We start from the raw sequence: 17,097 nt of genomic DNA on the forward strand, positions 1-17,097 counted from the left end.
GGCGAAGACGGTGGAGGTCGGTGGGTCGTGGCTCACTGACCCTGTTCGTCGCGGCGGCGCTGCCACCGCTCCTCGATGCGGTCCATCATGCCGCGGCGCGACTGACGACGTGCACGGCCCGGGTTGCCCGGATGGGAGTGTCCTGCAGGGGCCGCGGTGGAGCCCGGTCGCGCAGCGCGACGCCAGCCGGTGACGGCGAGGACGGCACAGCCGAGCATGACCAGGAAGCCCACGACACTGATCCACGGCTGCTGGGCGATCATGCCGGCCATCAGCAGCCCGATGCCTACCAGGAAGCCCGCCACAGCCAGGTAGACCCGCCGCCTGGTGTAGGTGCGCAGCCCGCTTCCCTCAAGCGCCGACGCGAACTTGGGATCTTCGGCGTACAGCGCTCGCTCCATCTGCTCGAGCATGCGCTGCTCGTGCTCCGAGAGCGGCACGGAGTCCTCCTACTCGTCGGTCGCGGGGGAGCGACCGTTACGACCCTTCCAGGATAGGCAGGGAATCGCCCCCGTGAAACCCGCCCCACTGCGCCAATCCGACGGGGGAGGTTTTCCCCGTCGAACGCCACGTCATGCCAGCATACGGCCCGGAACCCCTTCTCGGGGGGCGTGTGACGGACTCCTCCCGCTGGGTGACCGGAAGGTGTAAGGCGCCCCGGCCCGGGGGACGGTGTCAGCCGCGCTCGGCCAGCACGTGCAGTTGGGTGGCCACCGCGTGAAACGCGGGTTGCTCCGCGGCGGCGAGTTCCAGTCGCAGGAGTGCCTCCAGGGCGCCCGGTTCGGTGTCCACCAGGACGCCGGGGACCAGATCGGCGAAGACCCGCACGCCGTGCACCGCGCCGACCCGCAGGCCCGCGTCGGCGACCAGGCCGGTCAGTTCCTCCGCGGTGAAGCGGCGCGGCACCGGATCGCCCTCGCCCCAACGGCCGTCGGCGTCGTCGAGGGTGTGCCGGGCCTCGGTGAAGTGACCGGCGATGGCGCGCGCGAGCACGGCCCCGTGACGGCCGGCGGCGAGCAGGCTCAGGGTCCCGGAGGGACGCAGGCTGCCGACGGCGTTGCGGATGCCCTCGGCGGGATCGTCCACGTACTCCAGCACACCGTGACAGAGCACCACGTCCTGGCTGCCGGCGGGCACGACGTCCAGGAGTCCGTGGGCGTCGCCCTGGACGCCGTGGACACGTTCGGTCACGCCGGCCTCGGCGGCGCGCCGCTCCAGGGCGAAGAGCGCGTCGGGGCTGGGGTCGACGACCGTGACGCGGTGGCCCAGACTGGCCACCGGCACCGCGAAGTTGCCGGTGCCCCCGCCTGTGTCGAGCACGTCGAGGACGTCCCGGCCGGCGGCCTTGGCCTGCCGGTCCAGCGCCTCGCGCAGGACCTCCCAGACCACGGCAGTACGCAGGGCTGCGCGGGGACGCAGCGGTTCGGCCCCTCCTGGACGGGACATGCGGACGGCTCCTCGCGGGCGGTCGGGGCTCGGGACCGGTCGGCCCGGCCTGGCACCCACTCTAGTGGGCCGCGCGAAGCCTCCCGATCAAGCCGGGCGGTCCACCTGCTGCCGCGGCAGGGCGGGCTGGAGCGTGAGCATGCGCTCCACGAGCCGCAGGAACATCCCGGCGGCCCGGACCAGGTCGTCGGCGTCCCGCCGGGTGGCGGCGCCCTGTATCCCGGCCTCGGCCAGGGCCCGGCGTCGCGCGCCCGCCTCGAACAGGGCGCTCCACTCGGCCAGTTCGGGCGCGACCTCGGGCAGCACCTCCCACGCGCTGCGGATGCGCTGCCGGCGCCGCTTCGTCGGTTCCGGGCGGCCGCGCACGGCGAGCACGGCGGCCGCGGTGCGCAGCGCTGCCAAGTGGGCGGTGGCGTAGCGGTCGTTGGCGGTCTCCAGCACGGCGGCCTCCTGCAGCCCCCGCGCGGCCTGGGCGAGCAGATCGAGCGCGGCCGCGGGCGCGCCCGCCCTGCGCAGCACGGGATGGACGTCGGTGGCACCGCCGCCGGCGGCGGTCCTGCGAGCTGGCGCGGTCATCACGTACCTCCTGTCTTCGTATGACGTGTCCGACAGTTCCTGGCCTTCGCAACTCATCGTGAAGCACACCTCTGACAATCGCCCTGACCTGCTCATTCGATGGGGAACGACGGAGTGCGCTACAGTTTTTGCACTGACTGGTCAGTTCAATTACACGGAGAAGGGGACGGGGGCGGGCGAGTGATCACCGCGGAAGGGTTCGGGCTCAAGGGGCCGCGGGGGTGGGTGTTCCATGACGTCACCTTCACGGCGCCGACGGGCAGTCTGATCGCCGTCGAAGGGGCTTCGGGGTCCGGCCGCACGTGTCTTCTGCTCGCGCTCACCGGGCGCATGCGGGCCGGCGAGGGACACGCCGAGGTGGCCGGGCTCCGGCTGCCCCGGCAGCTCGCCGCCGTACGGCAGGTCGCCGCGCTCGGCCCGGTCGACGGGGTCTCCGAACTCGACCCCGCGCTCAGCGTGGGCGAGCACCTGCGCGAACGGGTGCTGCTGCAGCAGCGGTTCGGCGGCTCGCTGCGCCAACTGGTGCGACCGCGCGCCGAGCGGGCGGCGGCAGGACGGCTCCGTGTCACGGAGGCACTGGAGGCGGCGGGGCTGGACCCGGCCACGCTGCCCAAGGCCGAGCGCACCGCCGCCCGCGACCTGGAACGGTTGGAGGCCCTGCGCCTGGGCGTCGCGCTCGCCCTGCTCGGCCGTCCCCAGGTCCTGGCCGTCGACGACGCCGACCACAAGCTGGGCCCGGCCGAACGCGACCTGGCCTGGGCGATGCTGCGCGGGATCGCCGCCGGCGGCACCACTGTGCTGGCGGTCTGCACACAGGCGCCCGAGGACGTCGTCGTGGTCCGCACGCACCCGCCCGTGGCCACGACCGGAACCGGGACCGAGTCCGACACCGCGACCGGCGGGAGCGCCGGCACCACGAGCGAGGAGGGGGCGGCGGATGCGCACGCCGAGGCTTGCAGCGCTTGAGCTGAGGAGGTTCGGCAGGGGGCGGTTGCCCCGCGCGGCGATGGTGTCGCTGCTGCTCCTGCCGCTGCTCTACGGCGCCTTGTACCTGTGGTCGTTCTGGGACCCGTACGGGCGCCTGGACAAGATCCCGGTCGCCCTGGTGAACGCCGACCAGGGCGCCACCGTGGACGGCGACCGGCTCGCCGCGGGCGACTCCATCGTCGACGGGCTGCGCCGCAGCGACACCTTCGACTGGCACGAGACCACCGCCGCCGAGGCCGCCCAAGGCGTCGAGGACGGCACCTACTACCTGTCGCTGACCATCCCGTCCGACTTCAGCGCCCGGATCGGCTCCAGCGCGGGCCGGCGGCCCGAGACCGGCGCCCTCCAGGTGCGCACGAACGACGCCAACAACTACATCGTCGGCCAGATCTCCCGCACGGTGTTCTCCGAGGTGCGCTCGGCCGCCTCCACCAAGGCGTCGCGCGGCTTCTACGACAAGATCTTCGTCTCCTTCTCCGACCTCCACGACCGAACGGTGAAGGCCGCCGACGGCGCGGACGACGTCACCAAGGGAGCCGGAACGGCGCGCACGGGCTCCGAGGAACTCGGTGACGGCATCAACAGCGCCGAGGACGGCGCGCGGCGGCTGGCGAACGGTCTGCGCGACGCGAAGAAGGGCAGCCACGCCCTGGCCACCGGGCTGGACACGCTGGACACCGGCGCCGGCCGCGTCGCGGCGGGTACCCGGACGCTGGCCGACAAGGTGAACGGCGCGTCCGACGAACTCGCCTTCGTCAAGAAGCACGTCAAGGAGATCAACGCGGTGGCGCGACTGGTCGCGCAGGGATCCAGGGCCGCGCAGGACGGTCTCGGTGATCTGCCGGGGCAGGCGCAGCGCGCCGTCACCGACGCCAGGGTCGCCGCCGCCCAGGTGCACAGCGCCTACGCGCAGCAGTGCCCGCTCGGCGCGGTCACCCCCGAGTGCCGGGCCCTCGACAAGGCCGGGCACGCCGCGGACGAGGTGGTGGGGGTCGCCGGCCGGCTCGACACCTATGTGCGCAGCCACGGCGAGCAACTGGACGATCTCCGCGGCGACCTGGGCACGCTGCACTCGGTCGCGACGGACCTGTCCGACCCGCACCTCGCCGGCAGGCTGCAGAGCGCCGTCGACAGCGTGAACGAGCTCAACGACGGGGCCAGGAAGGTCTCCAACGGTCTGCACACCGCCTCGTCGGGCGCCGGCACCCTCGACAGCGGACTGACGGACCTGTCCTCCGGCGCGAACGGCCTGGCCCGCGGCATGTACCGGCTGTCGGACGGCAGCAACCGGCTGACCGGCGGCCTGACCCGGCTGACCGACGGCAGCGCGGAGCTCGCCGACGGCCTCCACGACGGCGCCGCGCAGATCCCCGACTACGGCACCAAGGACCGCGACGACCGCACCGAGGTGATGGCCGACCCGGTACGGCTGGCGTCGGGCGCGCTGCACAAGGCGCCCAACTACGGCACCGGCTTCGCCCCCTACTTCATCCCGCTCTCGCTCTGGGTGGGCGCCATGGTCGCCTACATGCTGCTGCAGCCGCTGAGCAAGCGCGCCCTGGCGGCGGGCGCCCCCGCGTGGCGCATCGCGGTGGCGGGCTGGCTGCCGGTCGTCGCCATCGGCGTCCTGCAGGCGCTCGCGCTCATGGCCGTGCTGCACTGGGCCATCGGTCTCCAGATGGCCCGCGCCGGGGGCACGATCGGCTTCCTGGCGCTGGTGACCGCCTGCTTCGGCGCGATCGTCCAGTGGCTCAACGCCCGCTTCGGCCCGGCGGGCCGCGTCCTGGTGCTGGCGCTGCTCATGCTCCAGCTGACCTCGGCCGGGGGCACCTACCCCGTGCAGACCAGCCCGGGCTTCTTCAACGCCGTCCACCCGTTCCTGCCGATGAGCTACGTCGTCGAGGGACTGCGGCACCTCATCACGGGCGGCGGCCTGTGGCCGGTGTGGCGGGCCTGCCTGGTGCTGGCGGTCTTCACGGCGGGCGCGCTGGCGCTCACCGCGTGGTCGGCGCGCCGCAAGCAGGTCTGGACGCCGGCGCGGTTGCACCCGGAGCTGTCCCTGTGACGCCTGTGCGGCGCGGCCGGAGACAATCGACGTCATGAACAGTGCACGACGGCAGGCCACCCGGCAGAAGCTCTTCCAGGCCGCGGTCACCCTCATCGCCGAGCAGGGCTTCTCCGCCACCACGGTGGACGAGATCGCCGAGCGCGCCGGCGTGGCCAAGGGCACGGTCTACTACAACTTCACCAGCAAGAACGAGCTCTTCGAGGAGCTGCTGCGGCACGGCGTCGGCCTGCTCACCACCTCGCTGCGGGAGGCGGGCGACGCCGTGACCGCCCGCGGCGGCACCCATGTGGACGCGATCGACGCGATGATCCGCGCGGGCCTGGCCTTCATCGCGGAGTACCCGTCGTTCACGCAGCTGTACGTGGCCGAGTTGTGGCGCACCAACCGGGCGTGGCAGGACACCCTCATGGTGCTGCGCAAGGAGGCGGTGGCCGTCGTGGAGCGCACGCTGCAGGCTGCCGTGGAGGCGGGCGAGTTGAGCGACGAGATCGACGTGCCGCTGACGGCGGCCGCCCTGTTCGGGATGGTGCTGGTGGCGGCGCTGGACTGGCTGTCGTTCCAGCCGGAGCGGTCGATCGACGACGTGCACGCCGCCCTGTCCCGGCTGTTGCAGGGCCGGGTCGCGGGCCAGGCACGCACCTAGAAGCGGAAAACGAGAGCGCGCCGCCCCGGTGCGACCCGATCCCCCGTCGGGTCGTGCCGGGGCGACGCTCCCCCGTGGTGCCCCCGTGCACGTCCGGGCGCCGCGTCGTTCCGCCGCCCCGTGCCGGCGGTTCCGGCGCCTCGCCCGTCCGTTGACACCACCTTGGCGTCCCGGCGGGGTCGCGCTCATCCGCGCGCGTACTCAAGTGCGCGTCTAGGTACGGATACTCAGTACTGGGCGGTACCGCTCAAAGCCCCGGGCGCGGCTTCGCTAGCATCAGCGCCCATGTCGGTTCTTCCGCTCGTATTCACCAGCGGCTGGGCGAGCGGGATCAACGCCTACGCCGTGGTCTTCCTGCTCGGCCTGATGGGCGCCACCGGGATCAGCGACGAGGTGCCCGCCGCACTGGAGCGCCCGGACGTGCTGATCGTGGCGGGCGTGCTCTTCCTGTGCGAGGCGGTGGCGGACAAGATCCCTTATGTCGACACGGCGTGGGACGCCGTGCACACCGCGATCCGGCCCGTCGCGGGCGCCGTCGTGGCCGCCCTGCTGGCGGGTCACGACGGCTCACTGCCGGAGCTGGCGGCCGGGGCGGTCGGCGGCACGACGGCACTGGCCAGCCATCTGGTGAAGGCCGGACTGCGCATGGGGGTCAACACCTCGCCCGAGCCCGCGAGCAACATCGTGGTCAGTCTCGCCGAGGACATCGGCGTCTCCGGGGTCATCGTGCTCGCGCTGTTCCACCCGGTCGCGGCGGCGGTCGTCGCGGCGACGCTGCTCGCGCTCGGCACCGTCACGGTGTTCTTCGTGATGTCCCGGATCCGCCGCTACTGGCGGCGCTGGCGGGAACGCCGCCGTCAGCGCCGGTCCGGCCCCGGGACTGTCAGCGGGTGGGGATAGGGTCCTCGGCATGGCACGGATTGCGGTGATCGGCGCGGGTATGGGCGCCATGGCGGCCGCCGCCCGGCTCGCCACGGGCGGGCACCGGGTGGCGGTGTACGAGCGCGCGGACACGTACGGCGGTGCCGTCCGCCGGTTCGAGCGCGACGGCTTCGGGTTCGACACCGGGCCCGGCCTGCTGCATCTCCCCGCGGTCTACCGCGACCTGTTCCTCAAGACCGGCAAGAAGAGCCTGGAGCAGAGCGTCGCGCTGTCCCAGGTGGACCCCTCCGGCCGTCATCTGTTCGCGGACCGCACGGACGTGGTGCTGCCCAACGCGTCGCGCGGCGGTGTGGTGGCCGCGCTGGACGCCGCCTTGGGGCAGGGCTCGGGCGAGCGCTGGAGCGACCTGCTGGTGCGCGCCCGCGACGTGTGGGACGCCACCCGTCGGCCCCTGCTGGAGGACGCGCTCGCCGCCGACCCGGCCGTCCTCGGCCGCGACCCGTACCCGGCGGCGCCGGTCCGCCGCGGCCTGTTCCGGCGGGGCGCGCCGACGCTGGCCGAGACCGCCGCACGCGAGCTGCGCGACCCGCGGCTCGCCGGTCTGCTCGGCTCCTACGCCCTCGCCCACGGCTTCGACCCGCGGACCGCCCCCGCGAGCGCCGCCGTTCTGCCGTACATCGAGCAGACCTTCGGCTCCTGGTACGTGCGCGGCGGCATGCGCGCGCTGGCGGACGCCGTGCACCAGCGGTGCCTGGAGCGGCGGGTGGAGTTCCACTTCGGCGCGGAGGTGACGGCGGTCGTGGAGAAGGACGGCCGCGCGGCGGGGCTCGAACTCGCCGACGGCACAAAGGTGGAGGCCGATCAGGTCGTCGCGGGCGTCGCGCCCCTGGTGCTGTCCGCACTGCTGCCAGACGCCGGGAGCCCCGCACCGCACGGCCTGGACGGCGCGGGCCCCGGCCGGCTCACGGTGTGCCTCGCGCTGCGCGGCGCCCGGCCCGCCGGGACCCCGCACCGCACGGTCGTCCACGCCCCGGACCAGGCGGCGGAGGCGGCGGCCCTGGCCGGCGGTGAGCTGTACGAGCGGATGACCGTCACGGTGCTGCGGCCCGACGACGACACCCTGCGCCCTGACGACCGGTCGGAGGCGGTCACCGTCAGCGCGACCGTGCCGCCGCAGGGCGCCCACGGGCTGGACTGGGACGCCCCCGGCGTCGCGGACCGGTACGCGGACGCAGTGCTGGCGGCGGCCTCCGCCGCCCTGCCGGACCTCGCGGACCGGCTGCTGTGGCGCACGGTGCACACCCCGGCCCACACCGAGCGCGAAACGGGGCTCCCGGGCGGCCGGCTCCCCCGCCCGGCCCTGGCCGGCGCCGACGGGGCGCACCTCCACCCGGGGAACCGCACCCCGGTCCCCGGCCTCCACCTCGTCGGAGGCTGGTCCCACCCCGGTGGCGGGCTCGCCCACACCGGCATGTCCGGAGCCGTCACCGCCGACCTGATCATGGGCGGCCCCGGCGGCAGCCGCTAGTTGTAGCGGTAGGGGTCGTACGGGTCGTACTGACCCTGACCCTGGCCCTGCTGCTGCTCGTGCGGCTGCTGCTGCTGTTGTTGCTGCTGCTGGTCGTAGGTGTTCTGCTGCTGCGGGATGTACGGCTGCTCGCCGCCCTGCTGCGGCACCCAGACACCGCCCGCGGGCGTGTCGTAGCCGTACCCCTGCTGCTGCGGGGCTCCGGCGCCCTGCTGCCCCTGCTGTCCCTGCTGGTAGGGGTCCTGGTAGCCGCCGTAGTTGCCGTACGCCTGCTGGGTCTCCCAGCCGCCGGTCTGCTGCGGCTGGCCGTAGGCGTCGTACGAGGCCGCGGCGGGCTGCTGCTGCGCCCCGTTGTTCCAGTCGCCGTAGCCCGTGGTGCCGTATCCCTCGTAGCCGCCGCTGGTGTACGGGTCAGGGGTGTAGCCGGGCTGCTGCCCGTCGAACATCGGGTACTCACCGCTGTCCTCGTGCATGGGCATGGGCTGGTAGACCTGCGTGGAGTCCATGCCGTGCGCCGCCGGCACCTGGCCGGCGCCCTGGGGGCCGGCGTAGGCGTCGTACGACTGCCCGACGCCCGCGCCCTCCGGCACGCCCGCGCCCTGCTCCTCGGCCGGACCCTGCGTCACGGACTCGGCACCGTAACCGTCGTAGCCCTCGGCGGCCTCGCCGCGCGCGCCCCGGCCGCGGCGTCCGCCGGCCCGCCGGGAAGCGGGCGCGGGCTCGGCCGGGTCGTCGTCGGAGTCGCCGTCGCCGAGGTCGTCGTCCTTGGGGGCGTTGAGGGCCCAGCCCTCGACGAAGCCCCGCCGATAGGAGAGCGTCACGAAGGTCTGACCGGTGCCGAAGGCGAGCGCGCCCAGCACGATCACGACGACGGACGGCAGGTAGACGCCGAGGACGACGCCCATGAATCCCGCGAAGGCGAGCAGCCGCCACCTGAGCCGGGCCTTGTACTGGAGCAGCACTTCGCCGAGCAGCCACAGCGCGACCACGCCGAAGGCGATGTAGAGCACTGTGTAGGCCATGAGAGCACTTCCTCACCGTTCACCGTCGTCGGCCCACCGGGGCGGCGGCTCCGCCCTCACGACCTCTGGTGCAGTCCCAGATTCTCGTAGATTTCCAACGACGCCGTGGAGTGATTAAGGGTAATGAAGTGCAGCCCGGGAATGTCCTCGGCCATCAGCCGCCGGCACATCTCCGTCGCGTACTCGACCCCGATCGCCCGCACCGCGGCCGGATCGTCCTTGACCGCGAGGATACGGTCCGCGAGCTCCGGCGGGAAAGGCGCGTTGCCGAGCTGGGCGAAGCGCTCGATCTGCCGCACGTTCGTGACCGGCATGATCTCCGGAATGATGGGCGTCTCGCAACCGCCCTTCCCGACCCGGTCACGCAGCCGCAGGTAGTCCTCGGCGTCGAAGAACATCTGGGTGATGGCGTAGTCGGCGCCCGCACGGCACTTCGCGATGAAGTGACGCGTATCACTCTCCCAGTCCGTCGAGCGCGGGTGCATCTCCGTGAAGGCCGCGACGCCGACGCAGAAGTCGCCCGACTCCTTGATGAGCCGGACGAGTTCGTAGGCGTAGTCCACTCCCTCGGGGTGCCGCTGCCACTCCCCCAGCGGGTCGCCGGGCGGGTCGCCGCGCAGCGCGAGCATGTTGCGGATCCCGGCGTCGGCGTACTGGCCGATGATGTTGCGCAGCTCCGCGACGGAGTGGTCGACCGCGGTCAGATGCGCCACGGGCGTGAGGGTGGTGTCGGAGGCGATGCGCTCGGTCGCCCGGACGGTGCCGGACCGCGAGGTGCCGCCCGCGCCGTACGTGACGGAGACGAAGGTGGGACCCACCGCCTCGATGCGGCGGATGGCGTCCCACAGCGTCCGCTCGCCCTTCTCGGTCCTCGGCGCCATGAACTCGAAGGAGTACGAGCGCTGCCCTGAGGCCAGCAGCTCACGAATGGTGACCGCGTGATCGGTCCTGGTGGAAGGGGTTCCGAGGGCCATGCGCCTCAGGCTAGCCGCGGGGGCCGGAGGGCCCCAACAGGACGCGGTGAAATGCTCACTCCCTGGACACGCCGGGCCCGGCCGACGGGACCTCCGCTGTCCGGGGCACCGCTCCGCGCGCGGTCAGACGGTGTAGGAGCGGACCCGCTTGGCGAGCTCCGCGGCGGCCGCGCCGGGGTCCTCGGCCTCGGTGACGGCCCGTACGACGACGATCCGCCGGGCACCGGCGTCCAGCACCTGCTCGGCGTTGTCCAGGTCGATGCCGCCGATCGCGAACCACGGCCGGTCCGTGCCGAGCCCCGCCGCGTACCGGACGAGGCCGAGCCCCGGCGCGGGACGGCCCGGCTTGGTGGGGGTCGGCCACACCGGCCCGGTGCAGAAGTAGTCCGCACCGGGCTCCACGGCGGCCGCGGCCGCCTCGGACTCGGAGTGGCACGACCGTCCGACGACCGGGGAGTCCGCGCCGGAACCGAGGATCGCCCGCGCGGCCGGCACCGGCAGGTCGCCCTGCCCGAGGTGCAGCACGTCGGCCCCGGCCGCGTGCGCCACGTCCGCGCGGTCGTTCACCGCGAGGAGCGCGCCGTGCCGCCGGCACGCGTCACCGAGGACCGCGAGGTACTCCAGCTCCTCGCGGGCCTCGATGCCCTTGTCGCGCAGCTGCACGATGTCCACCCCGGAGGCCAGCACGGCGTCCGCGAAGGCCGCGAACTCGGCGATGCCGCCCTGGCGCCGGCGGGCGTCGGTGCACAGGTAGAGCCGGGCGTCGTCGAGCCGCGCGCGGATGCTCATGCGGTGGGTCCCCCTCGGGTGCGGTACGTGCCGTACGAGCGGTGAAACGGTTGAGTGCGGTGAGCGCGGTGAGTGCGCTGGTCGGACGGCTCAGACGGCCAGCGCCTGGGCCCGGCGCTTCACCTCGGTCCCGCGGTTCTCGCACAGGGCCTGCACCGGGGTGCCGGGCAGGCTCTCGTCCGGGGTGAACAGCCACTCCAGGGCTTCCTCGTCGCTGAACCCGTCGTCCTTGAGCAGGTTGAGCGTGCCGGCGAGGCCCTTCACGATCTTCCCGTCGCCGATGAAGTCGGCGGGGACCATCAGCACCCTGTTCTCTCCGCGGCGCACCGCGATGAGCTGCCCTTCCTTGATCAGCTGGCGGACCCGGGTCACCTCCACGTCGAGTTGCTCGGCGATCTCGGGGACGTTGAGCCAGGAGGGTACGAGGGCATCAATCTTTGCGTCGATCTCGGTCACAGGACAAGCGTGCCATCCCGGACCCCTACCGCGGTACTCGTGGCGTCCACCAGGGGCATGCGGGGCGTTCCGCGGGGCCGGCCGCCCGGCCCCGCGGCCGTCAGACGACGGCGGCCCGGAGCTGCACGGCAGGGTCGGCCACCAGGGCCCGGTCGACACGGGCCTCCCGGGCGATGAGCTTGCGGGCCTGGGCGAGGTCGCGCGGACGGCCCACCGCGAACAGGGCGACCAGCACCCCGTCGCGCAGCCACAGCACGGACCAGGCGAGGCCGTCCGGGTCGCCCCGCAGCAGCATCTCGTCGGAGTCGACGTGGTGCCCCGCGTACTGGACGAAGCGGCCGAACTGCTCGGACCAGAAGTACGGGACGGGGTCGTAGACCTCGTCGCCGCCCAGGATGTTGGCGGCCGCTGTGCGGGGCCCCTGGACCGCGTTGTCCCAGTGGTGGATGAGCAGCCGCTGCCCGTACCGGGCGGAGGGGAAGGAGGCGCAGTCGCCGACGGCGTACACGTCGGGCACGGAGGTGCGCAGCCGGTCGTCGGCCAGGACCGACCGGTCCGGGCCGAGGTCGACCCCGGAGCCGGCCAGCCAGCCCGTCGCCGGCCGGGCGCCGATGCCGACGACGACGGCCTCCGCGTCGATCACGCTGCCGTCGGCGAGCCGCACGACGCCCGGCTCGACCGCGGCGACGGCGGCGCCCGTGCGCAGTTCGACGTCGGCCTCCGCGTACCAGCCGCGCATCCGGTCGGCGATCCGCTCGGGCAGCACGCCCGCGAGCGGGCGGTCGGCGGCCTCGACGACGGTCACGGCGCAGCCCGCGTGCCGGGCGGCGGTGGCGAACTCGGCGCCGATCCAGCCCGCGCCGACCACGACCACGGAGTTCCGCGCCTCCAGGACGGGCCGCAGCCGGGCGGCGTCGTCCAGGGTGCGCAGCACGTGCACGCCGGGCACGCCCTCGCTGCCGGGCAGCGTCAGCGGCTCGGCGCCGCTGGCCACGACGAGCTTGTCGTACTCCACCGGTCCCGCGTCGGTGAGCACTCGGCGCTCGTCCGGGCGCAGCGCGCTCGCGTGCCGGCCGAGCAGCAGCTGGACGCCGATGCCGCCGAAGTCCACGTCCAGCAGCGCGCCCGGGCCCTCGTCGGCGCCGAAGAGGACGCCTTTGGACAGCGGGGGCCGGTCGTACGGCGGATGGCGCTCCGCGCCGAGCAGCGTGATCGTGCCGCCCCAGCCCTGCTCGCGCAGGGACACGGCGGTCTGCACCCCGGCCATCCCGGCCCCGACGACGACGACTCGCTGCTCGCTGCTGCTGGTCACGCTGATCACCGTAACGCCGCGCGGCGCGCGGTCCGGTACCGGCGCCCTACTCGCCGTCAGTCGTGCGTACTAAAGTGGCGGTCGAAGCACTCGCGGGAGCCCGGCGCACCGGGCTGAGAGGGCGGCTGGCCGGCCGCCGACCGTACGAACCTGATCCGGGTCATGCCGGCGAAGGGAGGAGCGGTACACCGATGCACCGTCATGACGTGCCCGACACCGTCGTCATCGGTGGCGGGATCATCGGCCTGGTCACCGCCTGGCGGGCGGCCCAACGCGGGCTGCGCACGGTGGTCGCAGACCCCGATCCGGGCGGCGGCGCGGCCCTGGTGGCCGCCGGGATGCTGGCCCCCGTCACCGAGCTGCAGTACGGCGAGCGGGCCCTGCTCGACCTCAACCTCGCCGCGATCCGCCGCTATCCGGCGTTCACGGCCGAGCTGGAGGAGACCACGGGCCTGGACCTCGGCTACCGGACCTGCGGCACCCTCGCCGTGGCCCTGGACGCCGACGACCGCGCCGAGCTGCGCGAACTGCACGCGTTCCAGACCTCCTTGGGGCTGCGGGCAGAGTGGCTGAGCGGACGCGAGTGCCGCCGCCTGGAACCGATGCTCGCGCCCGGCGTCCGCGGCGGCCTGCGCGTCGACGGCGACCACCAGGTCGACCCGCGACGCCTGGTGGCGGCGCTGCTGCGGGCCTGCGAGCTGTCCGGGGTGGCCTTCCGCCGCACGGCGGTGGCCGCGGTGGACGTGGCCGGCGACCGGGCGCGCGGGGTCGTGCTCGACGACGGCAGCGTGCTGGCCGCGGGGCAGACCGTGCTGGCCGCCGGGAGCCGCAGCGGCCGGCTCGGCGGGCTGCCGGAGCGCCTTCTGCCGCCGGTACGCCCGGTGAAGGGCCAGGTCCTGCGGCTGCGGGTGCCCGCGGCGTACGCGCCCTTCCTGTCCCGCACGGTGCGCGCCGTGGTGCGCGGCGCGCATGTCTACCTGGTGCCGCGCGAGAACGGCGAGCTGGTCGTCGGTGCCACCAGCGAGGAGATGGGCTGGGACACCACCGTCACGGCCGGCGGCGTGTACGAGCTGCTGCGCGACGCCCACGAGCTGGTGCCGGGCATCACCGAACTACCGCTGGTGGAAACGGTCGCGGGGCTGCGCCCCGGCTCCCCGGACAACGCCCCGCTGCTGGGCCGCAGCGCGCTGGAGGGCCTGCTCATGGCCACCGGCCACCACCGCAACGGCGTGCTGCTCACCCCGCTGACCGGCGACGTGATGGCCGAGGTGCTGACCGGCGGAGAGCTGCCCGAGGTGGCCCGTCCCTTCTCCCCCGGCCGTTTCACCCCTCAGGAGCAGTACGCATGAACGCGATGACCGTCTCCGTCAACGGCGAGCCGCGCCAGGTGGCCCCTGGCCTCACTCTCGACCGGCTGGTCGCCGGGCTGACCACCGCCTCCTCCGGTGTCGCCGCCGCGCTCAACGAGACCGTGGTGCCCCGCGGGCAGTGGCCCGCCACCGCGCTGACCGACGGCGACCGCGTCGAGGTCCTGACCGCGGTGCAGGGAGGCTGACCCGCATGGCCGACGACCCGCTGACCATCGCCGGCACGGCGTTCGGCTCCCGTCTGATCATGGGGACCGGCGGCGCGCCGAGCCTGGAGGTGCTGGAGCAGGCGCTGCTCGCCTCCGGAACCGAGCTCACCACGGTCGCCATGCGGCGGCTCGATCCCACGGTCAAGGGCTCCGTGCTGTCGGTGCTGTCCCGCCACGGCGTCCGCGTCCTGCCCAACACCGCGGGCTGCCGGACGGCGGGCGAGGCCGTCCTCACCGCCCGGCTGGCCCGGGAGGCACTGGGCACGGACTGGGTGAAGCTGGAGGTGATCGCGGACGAGCACACCCTGCTGCCCGACCCGGTCGAGCTCCTGGACGCGGCCGAGGTCCTGGTCGACGACGGCTTCACGGTGCTGCCGTACACCAACGACGACCCGGTGCTGGCCCGTCGGCTGGAGGACCTCGGCTGCGCCGCGGTCATGCCGCTGGGATCGCCCATCGGCTCCGGGCTCGGCATCCGCAACCCGCACAACTTCGAGCTGATCGTGGAGCGCGCCTCCGTGCCGGTGATCCTGGACGCCGGGGCGGGCACGGCCTCCGACGCGGCCTTCGCGATGGAGCTGGGCTGCGCCGCCGTGATGCTCGCCTCCGCGGTCACCCGGGCGCGGGAGCCGGTGCTCATGGCCGGCGCCATGCGCCATGCCGTGGAGGCCGGCCGCCTCGCGCACCGCGCGGGGCGCATCCCGCGGCGCCGGCACGCCCTGGCCTCCTCGCCGTCCGAGGGCGTCGCGGCCTTCGACCCGGAGCGGCCGGCCTTCGGCGCCTGAGGTGTCGTGCGGTGGTCCGGCGGGCGGCCGGCGCACCGCATCACGGTTTCGTGTCGGTACCGCACGACCGCGACACAACGTTGCCGCGTTAGCCCAAGCGGGTAAAGCGAACACCGTAAACTGCACGTTTGTGGATATGACCCTTCAAGACCCGCTGGTCGGGCGCACGCTCGACGGCCGCTACCGGGTGGAGGCCCGGATCGCGGTCGGCGGGATGGCGACGGTCTACCGGGCACTGGACACCCGTCTGGACCGTGTGCTCGCGCTGAAGGTGATGCACCCGGCGCTGGCGGCCGAGCCCGGCTTCGTGGAGCGCTTCATCCGTGAGGCGAAGTCCGTGGCGCGGCTGGACCACGCCAATGTGGTGCAGATCTACGACCAGGGCACGGACGGCACGTACGTGTACCTGGCGATGGAGTACATCGCCGGCTGCACGCTCCGTGACCTGCTGCGCGACCGGGGCGCGCTGCCGCCCCGCGCGGCGCTGGACATCCTGGAGCCCGTGCTGGCGGCCCTCGGCGCGGCGCACCGCGCGGGCCTGGTGCACCGCGACATGAAGCCGGAGAACGTCCTCATCGGCGACGACGGCCGGGTGAAGGTGGCGGACTTCGGCCTGGTCAGGGCCGTGGACGCGCACACCACGACGACCTCGACCACCGGCGTCGTGCTGGGCACCGTGTCCTACATGGCACCGGAGCAGATCGAGAGCGGCACGACCGACCCGCGCAGCGATGTGTACGCCTGCGGGGTGCTGCTCTACGAGATGCTCACCGGCGGCAAGCCCCGGGCGGGCGGCACGCCGATGCAGGTGATCTACCAGCACCTCAACGAGGACATCCCCGCGCCCTCGGCCACCGTGCCGGGGCTGGCCGCGCAGCTGGACGCCCTCGTGGCGAGCGCGGCGGCCCGCGAGCCCGCGCTGCGTCCCGCGGACGCCGTGGAGCTGCTGGGCCGGTTGCACTCGACACGCGCCGCCCTGAGCCCGGCGCAGCTGGACGCCGTACCGCCCACGGCGCACGCGCCCGCGCCCCCGGCGGCGCCGCGGCCGGCCGGGGCGGAGGAGGCGACGTCCGTGGTGCACCGCACCACGCGGCTGGAGATGCCGCCGGAGCCGACGCGCCGGCAGCCCGTCCCCGGCCCCGGGCACGCGGCCCCCGACGGCGCCCGGCTGCGGGCCCGGCCGGGCATGATCGCCGTGGTGATCGCCCTGCTGCTCGTCGCCGGCATCGGCGCGAGCGTCTGGTACATCAACGACGGCCAGTTCACCAGGACCCCCGCGGTGCTGGACCTGGCGCGGGCGGACGCCGAGAAGCAGCTGCGCGCGGCCGGGCTCAAGGTCGAGGTGGTCGAGGCGTTCGACGCGGCCACGCCGAAGGGCAGGGTCAGCGGTACCGATCCCGGCCCGGGCACGCGGATCCGCGACGACGGCACGGTCACCCTCACCGTCTCCAAGGGGCCGGAGCAGGTGAAGGTGCCGGATGTGACGGGCAGGTCGCTGGCCCGGGCCCGGCAGGACCTGGCGTCCGCCGGCCTGACGGCGGGCCGGGTGACCCGGGAGTTCAGCGACGACGTCCCCCAGGGCGAGGTGATCTCCACCGACCCGGGCAGCGAGACGACCCGCAAGCCGGACTCGGCGGTGGCGCTCGTGGTCAGCAAGGGTGTGCCGGTGGAGATGCCCGACGTCGTCGGCGCCCCGCTGGAGGACGCCCGCAAGGAGTTGCAGGAGGCCGGGCTGCGGGTGCGGGTCGCGCCGCAGCGGGTCTTCTCCGACCAGGCGGACGAGGGCGGGATCGCCGCGCAGAACAAGGACGCGGGGCAGCAGTTGGCGGCCGGCGACACGGTCACCCTGACCGTGTCCAAGGGCCAGCAGATGGTCGATGTCCCGGACGTCGGGGGCAAGGACGTCGAGACGGCCCGCCAGGAGCTGAAGGCCGCCGGATTCGACGTGCGGGTGATCCGCTTCTTCTTCACCGGCGAGGTCAGCAACCAGTCGCCGGCCGCCGGCAGCCAGGCACCGAAGGGGAGCACGATCACGCTGTGGGTGCGCTGAGCG

The 17,097-nt window shown here is 73.9% G+C and carries 17 protein-coding genes and 1 riboswitch; of the genes, 9 read left to right on the top strand and 8 right to left on the bottom strand.

The annotated features are described in order from the left end of the window. Positions 1-32 precede the first annotated feature (32 nt). The 3 genes from ACFYXS_RS23840 to ACFYXS_RS23850 form a co-directional block, all read right to left on the bottom strand. Positions 33-440, bottom strand: a complete 408-nt coding sequence (locus ACFYXS_RS23840; protein WP_389251364.1) for a DUF3040 domain-containing protein — start codon at positions 438-440, stop codon at positions 33-35. A gap of 235 nt (positions 441-675) precedes the next feature. Continuing rightward, positions 676-1,446, bottom strand: a complete 771-nt coding sequence (locus ACFYXS_RS23845; RefSeq protein ID WP_389251366.1) for a methyltransferase — start codon at positions 1,444-1,446, stop codon at positions 676-678. 87 nt (positions 1,447-1,533) lie between these two features. Further along, entirely contained in the window at positions 1,534-2,022 is a 489-nt protein-coding gene (locus ACFYXS_RS23850) for an SAV_6107 family HEPN domain-containing protein (RefSeq protein WP_389251368.1), read from the bottom strand. A 225-nt stretch (positions 2,023-2,247) separates the two neighbouring features. On the opposite strand from ACFYXS_RS23850, the gene ACFYXS_RS23855 reads away from it, so the two are divergent. The 5 genes from ACFYXS_RS23855 (at position 2,248) to ACFYXS_RS23875 (ending at position 8,130) form a co-directional block, all read left to right on the top strand. Then, on the top strand, positions 2,248-2,988 hold the full coding sequence (locus ACFYXS_RS23855; RefSeq protein ID WP_389251370.1) for an ATP-binding cassette domain-containing protein: 741 nt from the start codon (positions 2,248-2,250) through the stop codon (positions 2,986-2,988). Further along, on the top strand, positions 2,960-5,074 hold the full coding sequence (locus ACFYXS_RS23860; protein WP_389251372.1) for a YhgE/Pip family protein: 2,115 nt from the start codon (positions 2,960-2,962) through the stop codon (positions 5,072-5,074). The genes ACFYXS_RS23855 and ACFYXS_RS23860 overlap by 29 nt, the downstream gene beginning before the upstream one ends. Before the next feature lie 34 nt (positions 5,075-5,108). Beyond that, positions 5,109-5,720 carry a TetR/AcrR family transcriptional regulator gene (locus ACFYXS_RS23865; protein WP_389251374.1) on the top strand — a complete coding sequence of 204 codons (612 nt, stop codon included), beginning with the start codon at positions 5,109-5,111 and terminating at the stop codon, positions 5,718-5,720. A 285-nt stretch (positions 5,721-6,005) separates the two neighbouring features. Continuing rightward, positions 6,006-6,620 (top strand): DUF4126 domain-containing protein, encoded by a 615-nt coding sequence (locus ACFYXS_RS23870; protein ID WP_389251376.1) that lies wholly within the window; start codon positions 6,006-6,008, stop codon positions 6,618-6,620. Between the two features lie 10 nt (positions 6,621-6,630). Continuing rightward, entirely contained in the window at positions 6,631-8,130 is a 1,500-nt protein-coding gene (locus ACFYXS_RS23875; protein ID WP_389251378.1) for a phytoene desaturase family protein, read from the top strand. Here the strand turns inward: ACFYXS_RS23875 and ACFYXS_RS23880 are convergent. From ACFYXS_RS23880 to ACFYXS_RS23900, 5 genes are all read right to left on the bottom strand, one after another. Continuing rightward, positions 8,127-9,152, bottom strand: coding sequence for a hypothetical protein (locus ACFYXS_RS23880; protein ID WP_389251380.1), 1,026 nt, complete (start codon positions 9,150-9,152; stop codon positions 8,127-8,129). The genes ACFYXS_RS23875 and ACFYXS_RS23880 overlap by 4 nt on opposite strands. Before the next feature lie 56 nt (positions 9,153-9,208). Further along, a complete protein-coding gene (gene metF / locus ACFYXS_RS23885) occupies positions 9,209-10,126 on the bottom strand; it encodes a methylenetetrahydrofolate reductase [NAD(P)H] (protein ID WP_389251382.1) in 918 nt (305 codons plus the stop codon). A 123-nt stretch (positions 10,127-10,249) separates the two neighbouring features. Next, on the bottom strand, positions 10,250-10,915 hold the full coding sequence (gene thiE / locus ACFYXS_RS23890) for a thiamine phosphate synthase (RefSeq protein WP_389251384.1): 666 nt from the start codon (positions 10,913-10,915) through the stop codon (positions 10,250-10,252). A 90-nt stretch (positions 10,916-11,005) separates the two neighbouring features. Continuing rightward, on the bottom strand, positions 11,006-11,371 hold the full coding sequence (locus tag ACFYXS_RS23895; protein ID WP_389251386.1) for an Rv2175c family DNA-binding protein: 366 nt from the start codon (positions 11,369-11,371) through the stop codon (positions 11,006-11,008). 100 nt (positions 11,372-11,471) lie between these two features. Next, positions 11,472-12,683 carry an NAD(P)/FAD-dependent oxidoreductase gene (locus tag ACFYXS_RS23900; protein WP_389251388.1) on the bottom strand — a complete coding sequence of 404 codons (1,212 nt, stop codon included), beginning with the start codon at positions 12,681-12,683 and terminating at the stop codon, positions 11,472-11,474. Positions 12,684-12,764: 81 nt separating this feature from the next. Then, positions 12,765-12,877, top strand: a riboswitch (TPP riboswitch). Between ACFYXS_RS23900 and thiO the strand changes: the two genes are divergently transcribed. The 4 genes from thiO to pknB all read left to right on the top strand — a co-directional run bounded on the left by thiO (position 12,875) and on the right by pknB (position 17,094). Then, complete coding sequence (gene thiO / locus ACFYXS_RS23905; protein WP_389251390.1) at positions 12,875-14,032, top strand: glycine oxidase ThiO; 1,158 nt, start codon at positions 12,875-12,877, stop codon at positions 14,030-14,032. It overlaps the preceding riboswitch by 3 nt. Before the next feature lie 5 nt (positions 14,033-14,037). Then, a complete protein-coding gene (gene thiS / locus ACFYXS_RS23910) occupies positions 14,038-14,238 on the top strand; it encodes a sulfur carrier protein ThiS (RefSeq protein ID WP_389251684.1) in 201 nt (66 codons plus the stop codon). Positions 14,239-14,243: 5 nt separating this feature from the next. Beyond that, on the top strand, positions 14,244-15,044 hold the full coding sequence (locus ACFYXS_RS23915) for a thiazole synthase (protein ID WP_389251392.1): 801 nt from the start codon (positions 14,244-14,246) through the stop codon (positions 15,042-15,044). A gap of 130 nt (positions 15,045-15,174) precedes the next feature. Beyond that, positions 15,175-17,094 (top strand): Stk1 family PASTA domain-containing Ser/Thr kinase, encoded by a 1,920-nt coding sequence (pknB, locus tag ACFYXS_RS23920; RefSeq protein WP_389251394.1) that lies wholly within the window; start codon positions 15,175-15,177, stop codon positions 17,092-17,094. Positions 17,095-17,097: the final 3 nt, after the last annotated feature.

The sequence above is a fragment of the Streptomyces sp. NPDC002574 genome (assembly GCF_042889545.1).
Classification (GTDB): Bacteria; Actinomycetota; Actinomycetes; order Streptomycetales; family Streptomycetaceae; genus Actinacidiphila.

What these genes read in the sequence shown, in the direction of transcription:
- thiS (WP_389251684.1), top strand. Translation starts at nt 14,038, where the DNA reads ATGACCGTCTCCGTCAACGGCGAGCCGCGCCAGGTGGCCCCTGGCCTC.
- ACFYXS_RS23915 (WP_389251392.1), top strand. Translation starts at nt 14,244, where the DNA reads ATGGCCGACGACCCGCTGACCATCGCCGGCACGGCGTTCGGCTCCCGT.
- thiO (WP_389251390.1), top strand. Translation starts at nt 12,875, where the DNA reads ATGCACCGTCATGACGTGCCCGACACCGTCGTCATCGGTGGCGGGATC.
- ACFYXS_RS23860 (WP_389251372.1), top strand. Translation starts at nt 2,960, where the DNA reads ATGCGCACGCCGAGGCTTGCAGCGCTTGAGCTGAGGAGGTTCGGCAGG.
- ACFYXS_RS23845 (WP_389251366.1), bottom strand. Translation starts at nt 1,446, where the DNA reads ATGTCCCGTCCAGGAGGGGCCGAACCGCTGCGTCCCCGCGCAGCCCTG.
- ACFYXS_RS23875 (WP_389251378.1), top strand. Translation starts at nt 6,631, where the DNA reads ATGGCACGGATTGCGGTGATCGGCGCGGGTATGGGCGCCATGGCGGCC.
- ACFYXS_RS23865 (WP_389251374.1), top strand. Translation starts at nt 5,109, where the DNA reads ATGAACAGTGCACGACGGCAGGCCACCCGGCAGAAGCTCTTCCAGGCC.
- ACFYXS_RS23850 (WP_389251368.1), bottom strand. Translation starts at nt 2,022, where the DNA reads ATGACCGCGCCAGCTCGCAGGACCGCCGCCGGCGGCGGTGCCACCGAC.
- thiE (WP_389251384.1), bottom strand. Translation starts at nt 10,915, where the DNA reads ATGAGCATCCGCGCGCGGCTCGACGACGCCCGGCTCTACCTGTGCACC.
- ACFYXS_RS23870 (WP_389251376.1), top strand. Translation starts at nt 6,006, where the DNA reads ATGTCGGTTCTTCCGCTCGTATTCACCAGCGGCTGGGCGAGCGGGATC.
- metF (WP_389251382.1), bottom strand. Translation starts at nt 10,126, where the DNA reads ATGGCCCTCGGAACCCCTTCCACCAGGACCGATCACGCGGTCACCATT.
- ACFYXS_RS23880 (WP_389251380.1), bottom strand. Translation starts at nt 9,152, where the DNA reads ATGGCCTACACAGTGCTCTACATCGCCTTCGGCGTGGTCGCGCTGTGG.